This window comes from Pseudomonas sp. LBUM1670, assembly GCF_059695695.1.
This window is the reverse complement of record NZ_CP166783.1, coordinates 4,953,018-4,970,864: the sequence shown is the minus strand read 5'-3', so window position 1 is coordinate 4,970,864 and position 17,847 is coordinate 4,953,018. Positions and strand designations below refer to the sequence as shown.

Here is a 17,847-nt window from a genome sequence, read left to right as displayed (position 1 = left end):
TCGCAGGTTTTAATGATCAACGTATCGCGGTGCTGTCCAGGTAGCCTTTCTTGATGGCGGTGATGATTGCCGAAATCTTGTTGTTGACGCCGAGCTTCTCGATGGCGCTTTGAATGTGGAAATGGATGGTGCGCGCACTGAGATTGAGAATTCTGGCACTCTCATCCGCCGTCTTACCGCCTGCCGCCAGTTCCAGTACTTTGATTTCGCGAGGGGACAGAGGGGGGGGGACGGTATCGTCAGGCGCTTGGGCAGCGATTGTGCAACCAACGCATGCAGATGACGGCACATGAACACTGAGAAACCGAGGTTTTCATACAGCTCCAACGCCGTGATCGCACAATGGCTCCTGGCCAGACTCAGAATGCTGCACGAGCCGTTCTCTTCGTCGTTCAACGATTGCGACCAGCCATGCTGAAAACCTTGCGCTTCAAGGGCTTCCCACAGCCAAGGAACATTGGAGAAAAGGTTTGCGCTCCACAGAATGGGCAGCATGGAGTGATTGCAATGGGCTACTACCGGGTCTACTGATCTCAGATTCTTTCGTTCATATTCGTCGTTCCAGCCGGCAGGATAATTGTTCCGTCCGACAGTATTATATTGGTTGTTTTTTGTTTGATAAGTAGTTGAAAAAGCGAAAAATTTAAACCCGATATTTTTAGCGAATCCAAGTGCTATCTGGTACGCGTTATCTAAATCCGTCGTATCCGCCAGTCGGTTAAGCTGTGACTCCTTCCACTGATCCATAATGTATCTCCATTATCCAAATCTTCTCGGGGTGCTAATTGGATCCGAGATCCAGCACGCATCGAGTGTAGGATGAATCCTACATACAGAGTGAGAATTTTTAGTTTTGTCAGGCTATTAAAAACTAAATATCCAGTTCTAATAGAAAGTTCGAAGCATAAAAATAGAATGTCGAGCTTAATGTTATTGATCGGGCTTCAGTGTTTTAACTGGATAGTGTGTGAAAAAATGTGGAAGGCCTAGTGTGAGTTTTGCCGTTTGATAGTCCTTGTGAAAGGCATTACAAACCGTCGGTGTTTAATGCACATGTTTTGCGGGACACTGGAGCCATCTGTTCAATGGAACGCCCCATGACCGCCAGTGCAGAAAAATTCACACGTCAGACCCTGCTCGACGTCCAGCCGCTGACCCCGAGCCTGTTCACTCTGCGTACGACTCGGGATCCGGGCTTTCGCTTTCGTGCCGGTCAGTTCGCCCGGCTGGGGGTCACCAAGGCCGATGGCAGCACGGTGTGGCGTGCCTATTCCATGGTCTCTTCGCCTTATGACGAGTTCCTCGAGTTCTTTTCCATTGTGGTGCCGGGGGGCGAGTTCACCAGTGAGCTGAGTCGGCTGGGCGTGGACGATACCCTGCTGGTCGACCGCCAGGCCTTCGGTTACCTGACGCTTGACCGTTTTGTTGACGGGCGCGATCTCTGGTTGTTATCCACAGGTACGGGCGTGGCGCCGTTCTTGTCGATCCTGCAGGACTTCGAAGTCTGGGAGAAATTCGAAAGAATCATCCTGGTCTACAGCGTGCGCGAAGCCCGGGAGTTGGCTTATCAGGAGCTGATCTCGGGGTTGGCGCAACGTGACTATCTGACCGAGTATGCGCACAAGCTGCAGTCCATCGTCACCGTCACTCGCGAGGAGCATCCGGGCGCCTTGAGTGGCCGGATCACGACGCTGATAGAGAATGGCGAACTTGAGCGGGTGGCGGGTGTGGCACTGACGGCCGAGCATTCGCGGGTCATGCTCTGTGGTAATCCGCAGATGATCGATGACACGCGCCAACTGCTAAAACAGCGCGGCATGCACTTGAGCCTCAGCCGACGCCCCGGGCATATAGCGGTGGAAAACTACTGGTAAAAAAAAACGGCGCCCCGAAGGCGCCGTTCTTGAATGCATCACGTCACTCAGGCTGATTGTTCTGGGCTTTCAGCAGGTCGCGAATCTCGCTCAGCAGCTCTTCTTCCTTGGTCGGAACAGGCGGCAGTGTTGGCGCAACGGCCTCTTCGCGCTTCAAGCGGTTGATGGCTTTGACGCCCATGAAGATCGCAAACGCGACGATGATGAAGTCGATCAAGCTCTGGATGAATTTGCCGTACGCCAGTACCACCGCGGGGATATCCCCGTTGGCTGCCTTGAGCGTAATGGCCAGGTCACTGAAATCCACCCCACCGATCAGCAGGCCGATTGGTGGCATCACCACGTCGCCGACAAACGACGAAACGATCTTGCCGAAGGCGGCACCGATGATGATGCCGACGGCCATGTCGACCACATTGCCCTTGACCGCGAAGGCCTTGAACTCACTTATCACGCCCATAGGTTATTTCCTTGTTACAGATGAGGTTGGTAACGCAGTGTAAATCAGCCAAAGGCTTCTCGCCCGACACAACTGCTTACAGAGCTTGCCTGCTATCGACCGGGTCATCGGATAAAAGTTTACAAAACGCCATCATCCCTGCGCGATTTGTCCGTAATGATCCATCGTTCTGGGGGGGAGTGCTCTATCAGCGCAGCGCATTCTGTCCGTCACTCCGGGGCGCTTGAAAGTTTGAAGGGGGAGCAGTTGAATGTAATGTTGGCTTGTTGCATGGAATGATATTGGCTCAGAACTTTTACATAGTTAATTTTAATGTACAGGTTGTCGGCTCCGGATAGTTATGGGTGCCACTGAATTGCCAGTAAGTTGATGTGGCGTGTTGAACTATAACTTGTGAAAATTATGCTGTACGCCCTCTTGTCGAGATATAAAAGGTTTGTACAGCTTTTGTTGTTTATAGGTTATTCCGATCCGGATCTGGATTGGGCTATCGATGGGAAAAGTTGTACAAATCCTGTGAGCTGTTACTCGACGATTACGTTTCGGGCAATTGCACAAGTTACGGATGAAGTTTCATTGGGCAACTGCTTCGCGCCGATCCAGTCCAGCTGAGCTATCATCGCGTTTTTTGCCGGGAGTTCAGATGGCCAAGGCCAAGCGCATGTACGGCTGCACCGAGTGCGGCTCAACGTTCCCCAAGTGGGCCGGCCAGTGCGGCGAGTGCGGGGCCTGGAATACCCTGACCGAAACCATGGTCGAGAGCGGCGGTGCTGCGGCCCCCAGCGGTCGCACCGGCTGGACCGGCCAGCAGGCGCAGATCAAGACCCTGGCCGAAGTCAGCGTCGAAGAAATACCGCGCTTTTCCACCGCCTCCAGTGAGCTGGATCGCGTTTTGGGCGGCGGCCTGGTGGATGGCTCGGTGGTGCTGATCGGCGGTGATCCCGGCATTGGCAAATCAACCATCCTGTTGCAAACCTTGTGCAACCTCGCCAAAAGCATGCCGGCACTGTATGTCACTGGCGAAGAGTCCCAGCAACAAGTGGCCATGCGCGCCCGGCGTCTGGGGTTGCCGCAGGATCAACTGCGCGTCATGACCGAAACCTGTATCGAAACCATCATCGCCACCGCCCGGGTCGAAAAACCCAAGGTCATGGTGATCGACTCGATTCAGACGATTTTCACCGAACAACTGCAATCGGCACCGGGCGGCGTGTCCCAGGTTCGTGAGAGCGCGGCCTTGCTGGTGCGCTACGCCAAGCAGAGCGGCACGGCGATTTTCCTGGTCGGCCACGTGACGAAAGAGGGCGCATTGGCCGGTCCGCGAGTGCTTGAGCACATGGTCGACACCGTGCTGTATTTCGAGGGCGAATCCGATGGTCGCTTGCGCTTGCTGCGGGCGGTGAAAAACCGTTTCGGCGCGGTCAACGAACTGGGCGTGTTCGGCATGACCGACAAGGGACTGAAGGAAGTCTCCAACCCGTCGGCGATTTTCCTGACGCGTGCTCAGGAAGAAGTACCGGGCAGTGTGGTCATGGCGACGTGGGAGGGAACCCGGCCGATGCTGGTGGAAGTCCAGGCGCTGGTGGATGACAGCCATCTGGCCAACCCGCGTCGGGTCACGTTGGGTCTGGATCAGAACCGGTTGGCGATGTTGTTGGCGGTACTGCACCGACACGGTGGCATTCCGACCCACGATCAGGACGTGTTCCTCAACGTGGTGGGTGGCGTGAAGGTGTTGGAAACCGCTTCCGACCTGGCGCTGATGGCCGCGGTCATGTCCAGTTTGCGCAACCGGCCATTGCCCCATGATCTGCTGGTGTTCGGCGAAGTCGGTTTGTCTGGCGAGGTGCGCCCGGTGCCCAGCGGTCAGGAGCGTTTGAAAGAGGCCGCCAAGCATGGCTTCAAACGGGCCATCGTGCCCAAGGGTAACGCGCCGAAGGAGGCGCCGCCGGGGTTGCAGATTATTGCAGTGACCCGCCTCGAACAGGCATTGGATGCATTGTTCGAATAATTTTGTGGGACGGGCGCAGCCACTGTGGGAGCGGGCTTGCTCGCGAAAGCGGTCTGACATTCAGTTATTAAGGTGACTGACACACCGCCTTCGCGAGCAAGCCCGCTCCCACATTTGAATGGTGAGGGCTGTCAGATTTCGATGAGCGCACCCAACTCGCGTTCCAGCTCCTTCGGATCACCCAGATTGAGCTCGATCAACCGCCGCAGGCGCGCTATGGATTCCAGGCTGATGTATCGGCAAACGAAACCCAACTGGCCGTGATCGTCGTGCGTCAGTTGCACGTCCATCTTGATCTCGATGTCCTTGCTCAAATGTATGTCGACGGAAAAAATCTTTTCCCGGTCGCCCAGCCACGGTTCGGGGCGCTCGATCAGCAATCCCTTGAGCGACAAGTCGATCAGCTTCACTGGCCAGATGAATTCCCCTTGGCTCAGCTCGGTTCGGGCATCGAACGCAATACGTTTGAAACGGCGGCGCTCGGCAGGGTGTTCGCTCATGGCGCAATCCTCGAAATGTTTGCTGACTATAGACCCGCATCGTTAAAGCCTGCCAGCCAGTAAGGGCGGCTAGACCAATGTCAGGGTATGGCCTTTGCCGTCAGGAGAGCTAAACTCGGGGTGGCTGTCTTTCTTGTCCACCCTGGCTGGAATAAAAAAATGAAAAATAATAATAGCCTGCTACGCCACTTACCCTGGCTGCTGCTGGCAATCGTAGGAGCGTGCGCCCTTGGTGTAGTGGCATTGCGCCGAGGCGAGGCGATCAACGCCTTGTGGATTGTGGTCGCTGCCGTGGCCATCTACCTGGTTGCTTATCGTTACTACAGCCTGTTCATCGCTAACAATGTGATGCAACTCGACTCACGACGGGCCACCCCCGCCGTGCTCAACAATGATGGTCTGGACTACGTTCCCACCAACAAACACATCCTCTTCGGTCACCACTTCGCGGCCATCGCTGGCGCGGGGCCGCTGGTCGGTCCGGTTCTGGCGGCGCAGATGGGCTATCTGCCCGGCACGCTGTGGCTGATTGCCGGTGTGGTGCTGGCCGGTGCGGTTCAGGACTTCATGGTCCTGTTCATGTCCACTCGCCGCAACGGTCGCTCGCTGGGCGACATGGTCCGTGAAGAAATGGGCCGCATCCCCGGCACCATCGCGCTGTTTGGCTGCTTCCTGATCATGATCATCATCCTCGCGGTGCTGGCGCTGATCGTGGTCAAAGCCCTGGCCGAAAGCCCGTGGGGCATTTTCACGGTAATGGCGACCATCCCGATCGCGATGTTCATGGGCATCTACATGCGCTACATCCGTCCGGGCCGCATCGGCGAAATCTCGGTGGTCGGCGTATTGCTGCTGCTGGGTTCGATCTGGCTCGGTGGGCAAATTGCCGCTGATCCGTTGTGGGCCAAGGCGTTCAGCTTCACTGGCGTGCAGATTACCTGGATGCTGGTCGGTTACGGTTTCGTGGCCGCCTCGTTACCGGTCTGGCTGATCCTGGCACCGCGTGACTACCTCTCCACGTTCCTGAAAATCGGCACCATCGTCGCATTGGCGATCGGCATCCTGATCACCATGCCAGAGCTGAAAATGCCGGCATTGACCCAGTTCGTCGATGGCACCGGCCCGGTGTGGAAGGGCGGTCTGTTCCCGTTCCTGTTCATCACCATCGCCTGTGGCGCGGTCTCGGGTTTCCACGCGCTGATCTCGTCCGGCACCACGCCGAAACTGCTGGATAACGAGGTCAACGCTCGTTACATCGGTTACGGCGCCATGCTGATGGAATCGTTCGTGGCCATCATGGCGATGGTTGCCGCCTCGGTGATCGAGCCAGGCGTGTATTTCGCCATGAACAGTCCGGCCGCCGTTGTCGGCGGTGACGTGGTGGCAGTGGCACAAACCGTCAGCAGCTGGGGTTTTGCAATTACCCCGGAAGCGCTGCAAGCGGTGGCCAAGGACATCGGTGAAACCACCATCCTGGCTCGCGCCGGCGGTGCACCGACCCTGGCGGTCGGTATCGCGCAGATCCTCCACAGTGTCCTGCCGGGTGAAAACACCATGGCGTTCTGGTACCACTTCGCGATCCTGTTCGAAGCGCTGTTCATCCTGACCGCGGTCGATGCCGGCACCCGTGCCGGACGCTTCATGCTCCAGGATTTGCTCGGCTCCTTCGTACCGGCGCTGAAACGTACCGAATCCTGGACCGCCAACCTGATCGCCACCGCCGGTTGTGTGGCGATGTGGGGCTGGTTGCTGTACCAGGGCGTGATCGATCCGCTGGGCGGCATCAACACCTTGTGGCCGCTGTTCGGTATCTCCAACCAGATGCTGGCCGGTATCGCGCTGATGCTCGGCACCGTCGTGCTGATCAAAATGAAACGCCAGCGCTACGTCTGGGTCACGATGCTGCCAGCGGTTTGGCTGCTGATCTGCACCACCACGGCCGGCTTCATCAAGCTGTTCGACGCCAACCCGGCGATCGGCTTCCTGTCGCTGGCGAAGAAATACAGCGATGCGCTGGCCAACGGTCAGATCCTCGCCCCGGCCAAGGACATCACTCAGATGCAACACGTGATCTTCAACGCCTACACCAACGCAACGCTGACGGCGCTGTTCCTGTTTGTGGTCTTCAGTATCCTGTTCTATGCGCTCAAGGTCGGTATTGCCGCCTGGGGTCAAAAAGAGCGTACGGATAAAGAAGCGCCATTCCAGGCCCTGCCGGACGCGTAATCGAGGAGTGCAGCATGTTCAATGACCTGAGTCGCCTCGGTAAATACCTCGGTCAGGCCGCGCGCCTGATGGTCGGCATGCCCGACTACGACAACTACGTCGAGCACATGCAAAGCAAACACCCGGACAAACCGGTGATGAGTTATGAGATGTTCTTCCGGGAGCGTCAGGAAGCTCGTTACGGTGGCAAGGGTGGGCCGAAGTGCTGTTGATGCAACAGCCGGCTTGATGCAATCCCTGTGGGAGCGGGCTTGCTCGCGAAAGCGGTGTGTCAGTCGACATTAGTGTTGAATGACACCCCGCCTTCGCGAGCAAGTCGAATCGTCGCACCGCCGCTCCCACATTTGTTTTTGTGTTGATTTCTCATTTTGTGAAACAGGAGACTCCAGTTGTCCTCTCCCATTCCCGTCACGATCCTCAGCGGCTTCCTCGGCGCCGGCAAGACCACGCTGCTGCGCCACCTGCTCAAAGCCGAGCACGGCCTGAAAATCGCCGTGATCGAAAACGAATTCAGCGACGCCGGCGTCGACACCCAACTGCTGGGTGATGAGCCGGTGCAAGTGATGACGCTGTCCAACGGCTGCGTCTGCTGCACCATCCACACCGACCTGACCAAGGCGCTTTATCTGTTGCTCGAACGCCTGGACAGCGGTGAAATCGCCTTCGACCGTCTGGTGATCGAGTGCACCGGCCTGGCCGATCCGGCACCCGTGGCGCAAACCTTTTTCATCGACGAAGAACTGCGCGAGCGTTACATCCTCGATGGCATCATCACCCTGGTCGACGCGGCGCACGCCGACACTCATCTGACCCAAACCATCGCCCAGGCGCAGATCGGTTTCGCCGACCGCTTGCTGGTGAGCAAGCGCGATCTGGTGGACGAGCCGACCTTCACCGCATTGAGCGAACGCCTGACCCGCATCAACCGTCGCGCGCCGATTCGCGTGGTCGACAATGGCAAGATCGACCTGGCCGAATTGCTTGATGTGCGCGGCTTCAACCTGAATGCCGACCTCGGTGGCGGCGTGAATTTGCGCCCGGTGAGCAAAGCGCCTTCCATCGACCGCATTTCCAGCCTGGTGCTGCGCACTGACAAGCCGCTGGATATCGACAAGCTCAGCGAGTTCATGAACGAACTGCTGGAAGATCATGGCAAGCAACTGCTGCGCTACAAAGGCGTGCTGAACATCGGTGGCGAGCCGCGGCGCATGGTTTTTCAAGGCGTCCTGAAGCTGTACGGATTCGATTGGGATACGGAATGGGTGGAGGGCGAGGTGCGTGAAAGCGTGATCGTTTTTATTGCCGATGAGTTGCCGGAAGAGAAGATTCGGGAAGGATTTGAGCGGGTGGCGGCGGAGTAAATACTGACATCTTCAGTGAGTTTGATGCCGCCTTCGCGAGCAAGCCCGCTCCCACAGGTTTTGGGTGGGCACAAAACCTGTGAACACCAAAGATCACTGTGGGAGCGGGCTTGCTCGCGAAGACGGTCTAACCGGCAACACGATTCTGGCTCAGAACCGTACCCGCATTCAGTAACGGTTTTTCGAGATAATCCAGGTGTCGGTTCAGGATGTTGAGTGCGCAGCACGACGACCTGCTGATGGGACAGTTGCGTCAACACCCCGCGAATCTGCATTCAGGGGTAACAGGTTGTAAATGGATATTAAGTTGTAGGTTCACAAGTTTTGATTAAGCCTGGTGCAATGACGCCAAGTGATGGCGAATCCAAGTTTTTGTAATATTAGGAAAGTAATCCAGATTCAGGTTTTACTGACTTGGCCTGATGGCGGAGTGCCTGAGTTTTACAAGGTATTTAGATGGTCAGGATCTGCGCTATTTAATGTGGTTGTGGTGGGGTGTTTGTACGCAAGGAAGTTGCTCGCATTTGGTTTCATTTAAAGAGAGATGAAGGTCGTCGGTAGATGGTAATTTTGATTCTCGTCACTTAAGGCGACTAATAGTTTAATCAGGAGTAATTCCATGCAAGAGCTGATTTTGGATCTGTCCGGTGAGTTGGGTGCGGATTTCCAGGCGTATGTGAACTCTGGTAACGCCATTGTTGCAGCGGAAGTGGGTTGTGAAACCACTCTTAGTTGCTCCACCTTGGGATGCACCTTTACCTGCTGCCTCCCATAATATTACAAGGCGGGCCCAGGCCCGCCTTGCTTCGCGCGGGTGTCCGGTATTTTCCAATCTTCTGAATGTCGAGTGAACATCATGAGCGCAGCAGAGGCGCAAGAATATGACGCACTGAGCAAAATGATCGAACTTTTACACAAGGATGACAAAGCTGTTTGCCGTTATTTTGGTGTCGGCCGTCAGGCGTTGCTGGAAGAATATCGAGATACTTTGTCCTCCGGTAGAGTTAAAGATGATCCGGTGGCTCGCGCGTTTGAAACGAAAGTTGAAAAAATCGTTTCATTGCCGCTGGAGGCGGGGGCTGAGAAAGTTGTATTCGGTAAGTTTTACGCTCGTTGGTATGGTTTTCTGAAACATGTTTTTGAAAGTGATCTTAAATACAGTTCCGTATGTAAATTGATTGATGTGGATGCATTTCTACCTGGATTTCGCTCTCACGTGACTTCACTGGTTAAAAGTCTGGCAGAGAAATCGCTGGTTCATCATCTAAATAACCGGATAGCCGACGGCGCTGATCTGGACCCGGAAACTTTTGATCAGGAACTGGCAGGCGTAAGGCTGGCGCACTTCCTGAAATCGTATCCGGTACTGACACGTTTGCTGGTAGAGCGGATCGAAGATACGGCGGCGTACCTGTACAGAATCCTCCATTGTTTTGCCGAGGATTTTCAACAGCTCAAGCGCACTTTTGCCTTGTCCGACAAGCGCGTCGGTGCGATTTCCCTGGGGCTCGGCGATGCTCATGCCAACGGCGAAACCGTCTGCTGCGTGCGGATCGGCAGTCAGGAACTGATTTTCAAGCCAAGAAACAATCGTGAAGCGTTGTTTTACAGTGCTTTGCTTGAGCAATTGCGGGTGCAGACTGGAAACAGCTGCTTCGCCGTCTACGCACCCCTGATGGTTTCTGTGGATGATCACTGCTGGATTGAAAAAATCGACAACGTGCCCTGCGAAACGGAAAGTGAGTTATTGCTTTTCTTTCAACGCCTGGGGGCACAGGTTGCAGTGATCCATGCCTTGAACGGCATCGACTTCCATTATGAAAATATCATTGCCTGTGGCAGCAGCCCGGTGATGATCGATCTGGAGTGCCTGTTCACTCCGGCCATGGTCGACTTAAAGGTTGATGTGCCTCATGGCCGGGCGCTTTTCAAGATCATCAAGCTCAACAGCCAGTCGGTGTTTACAACCGGTTTTGTGCCTAATTCAGCAGGCTCCGATAATGACCAAAGCGGCCTGAGTCGGCAGCAGCAGTTCGTCGCCATCAGAAAACTACTGGTGCTTGAGAATGGTTTTTATCGCTTGAAGCCGCATGAAGTCGACAATCGTCCGCTGATGCGACACCTACCCATTTTTGCAGGCGAGAAGCGTTCGGTCACTGATTACAAGGAGGTATTTTTTTGCGGTTTCGAGCTTGGTTACGATGAAATCGTTCACCGACGAGCTGCATTACTCGAGTTGCTCGAGAAGCATGCCGAAGGGTTGAAGTCCCGGGTCCTGATCAAAAATACCCGACGCTACGCTGACTTCATCGGAATGATGACTCACCCGCGCTTCACTCAATGCCAGCTGAAACATGACTTGCTGTTGGCAACCTTGTGGTCCGATATCGGCGATACGCTTAATGAATACGACATTCCAAGGCACGAGATCAACGATCTAAAGAAGGCCAATTTTCCATGCTTCACTCAATCCTTGCTGTCTGACCATTTGCTCAACGCACAGGGTCAAACCGTTGCTTTGTTGCCTATTGAACGTCCATTTGAGACTTGCCGGCGCAAGTTGGAAATACTGTCGCCCAAAGACAAGGCGTTTCAGATCCGGATATTGCAGGCGTGTCTGGTGACTGGCGCCATCGAATCACTTGATCGAAGTCATCATCTTGTTGCCGTACCTGATCCTGGTCGCGCGCACTATCTCGATGGCGCCATTCACATTGCCGGACTCATTGAAAAGAGCCGCATAGAGGGCGAGGAAGGCGATGTCGGCTGGACGTTCATGGATACGCATCCACGCACCAGACGCAACTTCATAACGCACATGGGCAATAGCTTGTACAACGGAATGGGAGGACTGGCGATTTTCTACCTGAGCCTGTTCCGGGTCAGTGGCGCGACACGCCACCGGGATGAGGCCGAGCGAATCCTGTGTGCGATCAGTCAATCCCAAGAGCATTTTCCAAACAAACTGGCGGTCAGTGCGTATTTCGGTCTGACATCCTACCTGTACGTATTGGTCAATTATGAGCTGATGACTGGCCGCCAGACCTATCAGGCGACCGTCGAAGATCTGTTGGTGAAACTGACGGATTTTCCACGCGAAGGCGATGAATTCGATTTCGTTCAAGGCTGGTGTGGCGCTCTGACCGTTCTGGTGAATCTCTATCAGCTCGGAAAGCGCGAGACATTGCGTCCGCTGATCGAAAAGCTCTCACAAGCCATTCAATCGGCCCTGACGCTGGACAACGGAACACTGCGGCACAAGGCAACGGGGGAACCGCTGTGGACCGGTTTTTCTCATGGCATTTCCGGAGTGTTGCGGGCAATCGGCAAGGCTTGGGAGGTCACGAAAGATCCCTTGCTCGCCGAGTTGATTGCACAGTGGTTGCAGGCAGAAAACCGCCACACGGTCGATGGTTTCTGGCTAGATCTGCGGGAAAACGCGCAGTCTGCGTCCCTTGTAAAATGGTGCCACGGCGATGGCGGTATTCTCCTTTCCCGACGTTGGCTGACTCAAACGATGGGAGACGCGCTGGACGCCGAAACCAGAACGGTACTTGAGCAAGACGCCGAACGCTGCGAGCGTCATCTCTGGGAACAGGGTCTCGGGTCGGGTTACAGCCTGTGCCATGGTGATTTTGGCAACCTGATGTGCCTGCTCAAACTCTATCGAGAGACAAACAATGAGCAGGGCATTGCGAAGGTCAATCGGGCGCTTTCCCAAGTGGCCCATAATTTCTTCAATGAAGACTTTCTGGATGAGCGCAACATCCCTGATCTGGGCATGATGCTAGGCATCACGGGTGTCGGTCAGGCCCTGCTGCATGCCGTGGACGCCGGTTTGCCTGATGTGTTGTCGCTGGAGTTCGCGAGACCGGTTGCTGCCTGATCCACTCAAAACCCGGACGAAAAAAAACCGGCCATCACTGGCCGGTTTTTTTATTGCCGCAGTTCAGCGGTGCAATCAGGCGCCGTACACCGGCAGCTTCTTGCAGATGGCCTTGACCTTCTCGCGAACGGCGTCGATCACCGCTTCGTTGTTCAGGTCCGCCAGGATGTCGCAGATCCAGCCGGCCAGTTCTTTGCACTCTGCTTCTTTGAAGCCGCGAGTGGTCACAGCTGGAGTGCCGAAGCGCAGGCCGGAAGTCACGAACGGGGAGCGTGGATCGTTTGGCACGGAGTTCTTGTTCACGGTGATGAACGCTTTGCCCAGAGCGGCGTCAGCGTCTTTACCGGAGATTTCCTGCTTGATCAGCGACAGCAGGAACAGGTGGTTTTCAGTACCGCCGGAGACCACGTCGAAACCGCGCTCGATGAACACGCTGGCCATGGTCTGGGCGTTTTTCACCACTTGTTGCTGGTAGGCCTTGAACTCAGGCTGCAGCGCTTCCTTGAAGCAGATCGCTTTGGCGGCGATCACGTGCTCCAGCGGGCCACCCTGGGCGCCCGGGAATACTGCGGAGTTCAGCTTCTTCTCGATGTCGGCGTTGGCGCGAGCCAGGATCAAACCGCCACGTGGACCGCGCAGGGTCTTGTGCGTGGTGGTGGTCACGACGTCTGCGAACGGAACCGGGTTCGGGTAGACGCCAGCGGCGACCAGACCGGCCACGTGGGCCATGTCGACGAACAGGTAGGCGCCAACCTTGTCAGCGATTTCGCGGAAGCGCGGGAAGTCGAGGATCTGCGAGTAGGCAGAGAAACCGGCCACGATCATTTTCGGCTTGTGCTCAACCGCCAGACGCTCGACTTCGTCGTAGTCGATCAGGCCGTTGGCGTCGATGCCGTATTGAACGGCGTTGTACAGCTTGCCGGAGGAGGAAACGCTGGCACCGTGGGTCAAGTGACCACCGTGAGCCAGGCTCATGCCCAGGATGGTGTCGCCTGCTTGCAGCAGAGCCAGGTAAACGGCGCTGTTGGCTTGCGAACCGGCGTGCGGCTGAACGTTGGCGTAATCGGCGCCGAACAGCTCCTTGGCACGATCAATTGCAAGCTGCTCAACGATGTCGACGAACTCGCAACCACCGTAGTAACGCTTGCCCGGGTAGCCTTCGGCGTACTTGTTGGTCAGTACCGAGCCTTGAGCTTCCATCACCGCAGGGCTGGTGTAGTTTTCCGAAGCGATCAGCTCAATGTGCTCTTCCTGGCGCTGAGCTTCTTGCTCCATGGCGGCAAAGAGATCGGCGTCGTACTTGGCAATAGTCAAATCACGGCTGAACATGGCGGTCCTCAAGGATCGGGGGCAGAAAAGGGGGGCATTCTAACCCAATGGGTTTTAGATGGCATATGAAAGGACGTCATGTCGCAGACAAGTGGGCTTCATGACGGGATCAGCGGTGATCATGCGGACCTCTTCGCGAGCAAGCCCGCTCCCACATTGGATCTTCGATGTTCACAAATTGTGTGTACACCCTAAAACCATGTGGGAGCGGGCTTGCTCGCGAAGGGGCCTTCAGCTACAGCACAGAGCTTCAGTCAAACACGAACAACGCATCATTACTGAACTGCGCTTCAAACCGGGTCGCCGGCATCGGACGCCCGAACAGGTAACCCTGAACCTCATCGCAGCCGTGTTCACGCAGGAAGTCCAGCTGCTCATGGGTTTCCACGCCCTCGGCGATCACGGCCAGATTCAGGCTGTGGGCCATGGCGATAATCGCCCGGGCAATCTGCGCATCCTGTTCACCAGACGGCAATCCGTCGACAAAGGTGCGGTCGATTTTCAGCACGTCGATCGGGAATTGCTTGAGGTAGTTGAGCGATGAATAACCGGTGCCGAAGTCATCGACTGCAATGCTCAGCCCGAGGTTTTTCAGCCCGGCAAGAATCTGCATAGCCTCACTGACTTCGCGCATCAGGATACTTTCGGTCAGTTCCAGCTCCAGGCACGCCGGCGGCAGGCCGGTTTCCTTGAGGATGGTGGCGATCCGCGTGCCGAGCTGGCCATCGGAGAACTGCCGCGCGGAGATGTTCACCGACACCTTCGGCACCCGCACCTTGGCCTGATGCCAGGTCTTGAGCTGACGGCAGGCCTCGCTGATCACCCAGTCGCCAACATCCACCACCAGCCCGAGTTCTTCGAGCACCGGGATGAAATCCCCCGGCGGCACCAGTCCGCGGCGCGGATGACGCCAGCGCAATAAAGCTTCGGCACCGGTCAGGCGTTTGCCGTCGCCACTGAATTGAGGCTGGTAGTACAGCACGAATTCGTTTTGCTCCAGGGCATGGCGCAGGTCGCTTTCCAGTTCCAGGCGCTCGAGGGCGCTGGCGTTCATGTCGGCCTGATAAAACTGGAAGTTGTTCTTGCCGCGCTCCTTGGCGTGGTACATCGCGGTGTCGGCGTTCTTCATCAACTGACTGAGTTCGTTACCGTCCTGCGGACTCAGGGCGATGCCAATACTGGCGGTGACGAAGAACTCGCGGCCTTCGAGCACGAACGGCGTCACCAGGCTGGCGAGGATCTGCTCCGCCACGTGAATCGCCCGGTTCAAAGCGATTTCCCGGTTGATGCGCGGTTGCAGCAGCAAGGTGAATTCGTCGCCGCCCATGCGCGCCACGGTGTCGTCATCGTCGACGCAACCGAGCAGGCGCGTGGCCATTTCCTGGAGCATGCGATCGCCGGCGGCGTGGCCCAGGGAGTCGTTGATCGGTTTGAAACGGTCCAGGTCGAGGAACATCAGCACCACCCAGGACTTCTGCCGTTCCGCCGATTGCAACGCGGTGTGCAGGCGATCCTGGAACAGCGTGCGATTGGGCAGGTGGGTCAGGGCGTCGTAATAGGCGAGGCGGTGAATCCGTTGTTCACTGGCCTTGCGCTCGCTGATGTCGCTGAAGAAACACACGTAACTGGCCAGATCGCCTTCGTCGTCGAGCACCGCCGTGATGCCGACCCACGCCGGGTAATGCTCGCCATTGCGCCGCTTGAGCCAGACTTCGCCTTCCCAGGTGCTGTGCTGATTCAATTGCTTGAGCACATACCGAAGATGCGCTTCCTGCTGCTCGTCGGCGGTCAGCATGTTTGGCAATTGGTCGAGCACTTGCTCCACCGCATAGCCGCTCACGCGACTGAACGCTTCGTTGGCCTGGACGATGTAGCCCGCCGGGTCGGTGATCAGGATCGCCGAGGTCGAGTGTTCGAATACCGTGGCCGCCATGCGCAGGTCTTTTTCGGCGCGGCGCTGCTGGCTGATGTCGCGACCGACGCCGAGCACGCCTTCGAAAGCGCCGTGTTCATCCCAGACGAGTACCAGACGCAACTCGATCGGAATCTTGCGCCCGTCTGCCCGCAGACAGTCGAACAGGAACAGTTGGGTCTGCACCTGGCTGCGCAGCAGCGCCAGTTGGTCGGGTTTATCCAGCGCTTTGCTGACGCGGTCCATCAGACCGTAGATGCCGGACAATTGCTGAGGGTTGGCAATGGTCGTCTGCCAGCCGTTCTGGAAGATCCAGTCGGCGTCGTAGCCCAGCACCGCTTGCACCGACGGGCTGACGTAGTTGAGCGAAAGCTTGCTGTCGGTGGAGAAGATCACGTCGCTGATGCTTTCGGCGAGCATCCGGTAACGCTGCTCGCTGTCGCGCAGGGACTCGCTGGCCTCGATCTGCTCGGTGATGTCCTTGGCCACACCGATGATCCGCGTGACCTGGTCATGCTTGTCACGCGCCAGCGCCTGCTCACGAATGTCGAAACACCGCCATCTGCCGTCCTGGTGACGGAAGCGCAGCTGACAGTGCAGCAATTGGGTGTAGCCCGCGTGACGCTGGGCCTGGCGCGAACGGTGGTAGTAGTCGGCATCTTCGGGGTGCAGGAGGATTTCCCAGAAGTACTCGCCCATCTGGTGCAGCTCGGTGCGGTTGTAGCCGAGCGTCTGGCCCAGGTGATGGTTGCTGAAGATCATGCGCTGGCTGATCACGTCCTGCACGTACAGATGATCCGGCACCGTGCGCACCACATCGGACCAGAACCCTTCACGCTCGAGCAGCGACAGTTCGACGAGCTTGCGACTGGTGATGTCGTTGATGCTCAGGATCACCGCTTTATAGTCATCCTGGTTTTCCGGCAGGCGCAGCACCAGCCACAAGTGCTGGTCGCGCCCATTGGCGTCCGGGAGTTTTATCTCCAGCTCAAGCTGTTTCTGCTGGTTGAGCACCGCTTCGAGCATTTGATTGCCGATGGCGGTGCCGTCCAGCGGATTGCCGTCGATCAGCAGTTTCCAGGCTTGTTCGCAGGTGTTGACGTTGAGCAGTTGCAGGGCAACCTGGTTGACCTCGGTGATGCGCAGTTCCTGCAGCAATTGCTGCCGCTGTTCCGCAGACTCCAGCCAGCCACGCAGTTGTTCGCTGTTGTGCAGCCGGGCTTTGTCGAAAGCACTCTTGAGTCCCGACACGTCAAGTACACACAGCGCAACGCCGGTGCCTTCGAAAATATCCTGATAGCGTCGACGACCTTCAGTCACCTGGCGCTGACGGCGGCGCATGCCCAGCAGGGCAAAGAGCGGCAGCAGGGAGAACGCCAGCCCCAACAGGCATTTGCCGATGAACGCGGGCAGCAGTTCTTCAATCACGCGTTTGCGGTCGAACAAGCCGCGCAATTGCCAGTCGCTGTTGCTCAGGGGAACCGTCAGCACGCTGTTGGCCACATCGTCTTCGGTCAGTTCGCTCGGCTTGGTCAAGGGCTGCGATTCATCGCGGCTGATGACCTGGTGATTGAAGCGGTTTTCCACCAACCACAGCGGGCGGATACCGGTCTCGTTCTGTTTGGTCAGTGACGAGAAAAAGGTCGGCTTCAGACGCAGGGCCCAGTAGCCACGAGTGCTGCCGCTGGCTTGATGCAGCAGCAAGTGCACAATCGAACCGTTATCGGAGTTGCTGAAAAAGTGGCCCTGGGCACGGCTGCGACGAACCAGCTCGACGAGGTAGTCGGCGTCGTCACTGTCGGCGGCGCTGTCACTGAGGACTTTGCCGGAGGGACTCAACAGCACGAGGCTGCGCAGATCGGGCAAGGATTTTTGCAGCTTGCGAAGCAGCTCCTGCAGTTCGTCGGCGCTTTGCGGCTGTTCGACGATCGGTAGCAGGTTGAGGGCGATCTGCGCATTGAGCGACATGTTCAGGCTGACTTGCGCGGCCAGATCGGCGGTGTAGTCGATGGTGTACTGACGTTGGCTTTTCTGGGTTTCGCGAAGCTGATCCAGCAGTTGCCAGAACAGCAGGGCGAGCAGCAACAGCACGAGTGTCGCCAGCGCACCTTTCAGGGTTCCGCGCAGGGGGGAGCCGAGTGCAACAGTCGGTGCACGGTTGGTCAAGGGCGGAGTGACATTAGACAAACTGTAATCCTGCGGTTTGGCTGGACTGGCGCGACGTGCACTATAAGCCGGACGCCCATAGAGCGGCTAGCATGCCTTGAGTCGTGTCAAAGTGCCAGTCC

Annotated in this window: 11 protein-coding genes and 1 pseudogene; 7 read left to right on the top strand and 5 right to left on the bottom strand. The window is 56.8% G+C overall.

From position 1 onward, the window contains the following. Positions 1-16: 16 nt before the first annotated feature. A pseudogene (locus ACA073_RS22695) lies at positions 17-747 on the bottom strand (helix-turn-helix transcriptional regulator). A 350-nt stretch (positions 748-1,097) separates the two neighbouring features. Between ACA073_RS22695 and ACA073_RS22690 the strand changes: the two are divergent. Next, complete coding sequence (locus ACA073_RS22690; RefSeq protein ID WP_497399624.1) at positions 1,098-1,874, top strand: ferredoxin--NADP reductase; 777 nt, start codon at positions 1,098-1,100, stop codon at positions 1,872-1,874. A gap of 43 nt (positions 1,875-1,917) precedes the next feature. Here the strand turns inward: ACA073_RS22690 and mscL are convergent, their stop codons facing one another. After that, positions 1,918-2,334: a large-conductance mechanosensitive channel protein MscL gene (gene mscL / locus ACA073_RS22685; RefSeq protein ID WP_497399622.1), complete on the bottom strand. Its 417-nt coding sequence runs from the start codon at positions 2,332-2,334 to the stop codon at positions 1,918-1,920. Between the two features lie 643 nt (positions 2,335-2,977). Between mscL and radA the strand changes: the two genes are divergently transcribed. Further along, complete coding sequence (radA, locus tag ACA073_RS22680) at positions 2,978-4,345, top strand: DNA repair protein RadA (protein WP_008040321.1); 1,368 nt, start codon at positions 2,978-2,980, stop codon at positions 4,343-4,345. Between the two features lie 131 nt (positions 4,346-4,476). On the opposite strand, the gene ACA073_RS22675 is transcribed toward radA, so the two are convergent. Then, positions 4,477-4,845 carry a PilZ domain-containing protein gene (locus tag ACA073_RS22675; protein WP_497399621.1) on the bottom strand — a complete coding sequence of 123 codons (369 nt, stop codon included), beginning with the start codon at positions 4,843-4,845 and terminating at the stop codon, positions 4,477-4,479. Between the two features lie 159 nt (positions 4,846-5,004). Between ACA073_RS22675 and ACA073_RS22670 the strand changes: the two genes are divergently transcribed. The 5 genes from ACA073_RS22670 (at position 5,005) to lanM (ending at position 12,318) form a co-directional block, all read left to right on the top strand. Then, a complete protein-coding gene (locus tag ACA073_RS22670; RefSeq protein WP_497399619.1) occupies positions 5,005-7,071 on the top strand; it encodes a carbon starvation CstA family protein in 2,067 nt (688 codons plus the stop codon). Positions 7,072-7,085: 14 nt separating this feature from the next. Continuing rightward, on the top strand, positions 7,086-7,283 hold the full coding sequence (locus ACA073_RS22665; RefSeq protein ID WP_008052036.1) for a YbdD/YjiX family protein: 198 nt from the start codon (positions 7,086-7,088) through the stop codon (positions 7,281-7,283). 177 nt (positions 7,284-7,460) lie between these two features. Continuing rightward, on the top strand, positions 7,461-8,432 hold the full coding sequence (gene yjiA, locus ACA073_RS22660) for a GTPase (protein WP_497399618.1): 972 nt from the start codon (positions 7,461-7,463) through the stop codon (positions 8,430-8,432). Between the two features lie 619 nt (positions 8,433-9,051). After that, positions 9,052-9,207 carry a hypothetical protein gene (locus ACA073_RS22655; RefSeq protein ID WP_497399617.1) on the top strand — a complete coding sequence of 52 codons (156 nt, stop codon included), beginning with the start codon at positions 9,052-9,054 and terminating at the stop codon, positions 9,205-9,207. 81 nt (positions 9,208-9,288) lie between these two features. Then, positions 9,289-12,318 (top strand): type 2 lanthipeptide synthetase LanM, encoded by a 3,030-nt coding sequence (lanM, locus tag ACA073_RS22650; protein WP_497399615.1) that lies wholly within the window; start codon positions 9,289-9,291, stop codon positions 12,316-12,318. A gap of 75 nt (positions 12,319-12,393) precedes the next feature. Here the strand turns inward: lanM and glyA are convergent, their stop codons facing one another. Together glyA and ACA073_RS22640 are read right to left on the bottom strand one after the other, a co-directional pair. Further along, entirely contained in the window at positions 12,394-13,647 is a 1,254-nt protein-coding gene (glyA, locus tag ACA073_RS22645) for a serine hydroxymethyltransferase (RefSeq protein WP_497399614.1), read from the bottom strand. A gap of 250 nt (positions 13,648-13,897) precedes the next feature. After that, positions 13,898-17,746, bottom strand: a complete 3,849-nt coding sequence (locus ACA073_RS22640) for a sensor domain-containing protein (protein ID WP_497399612.1) — start codon at positions 17,744-17,746, stop codon at positions 13,898-13,900. Positions 17,747-17,847 lie beyond the last annotated feature (101 nt).

Bases quoted from the DNA above. Each gene is read 5' to 3' on its own strand.
- ACA073_RS22690 (WP_497399624.1), top strand. From the start codon at position 1,098: ATGACCGCCAGTGCAGAAAAATTCACACGTCAGACCCTGCTCGACGTC.
- mscL (WP_497399622.1), bottom strand. From the start codon at position 2,334: ATGGGCGTGATAAGTGAGTTCAAGGCCTTCGCGGTCAAGGGCAATGTG.
- radA (WP_008040321.1), top strand. From the start codon at position 2,978: ATGGCCAAGGCCAAGCGCATGTACGGCTGCACCGAGTGCGGCTCAACG.
- ACA073_RS22675 (WP_497399621.1), bottom strand. From the start codon at position 4,845: ATGAGCGAACACCCTGCCGAGCGCCGCCGTTTCAAACGTATTGCGTTC.
- ACA073_RS22670 (WP_497399619.1), top strand. From the start codon at position 5,005: ATGAAAAATAATAATAGCCTGCTACGCCACTTACCCTGGCTGCTGCTG.
- ACA073_RS22665 (WP_008052036.1), top strand. From the start codon at position 7,086: ATGTTCAATGACCTGAGTCGCCTCGGTAAATACCTCGGTCAGGCCGCG.
- ACA073_RS22655 (WP_497399617.1), top strand. From the start codon at position 9,052: ATGCAAGAGCTGATTTTGGATCTGTCCGGTGAGTTGGGTGCGGATTTC.
- lanM (WP_497399615.1), top strand. From the start codon at position 9,289: ATGAGCGCAGCAGAGGCGCAAGAATATGACGCACTGAGCAAAATGATC.
- glyA (WP_497399614.1), bottom strand. From the start codon at position 13,647: ATGTTCAGCCGTGATTTGACTATTGCCAAGTACGACGCCGATCTCTTT.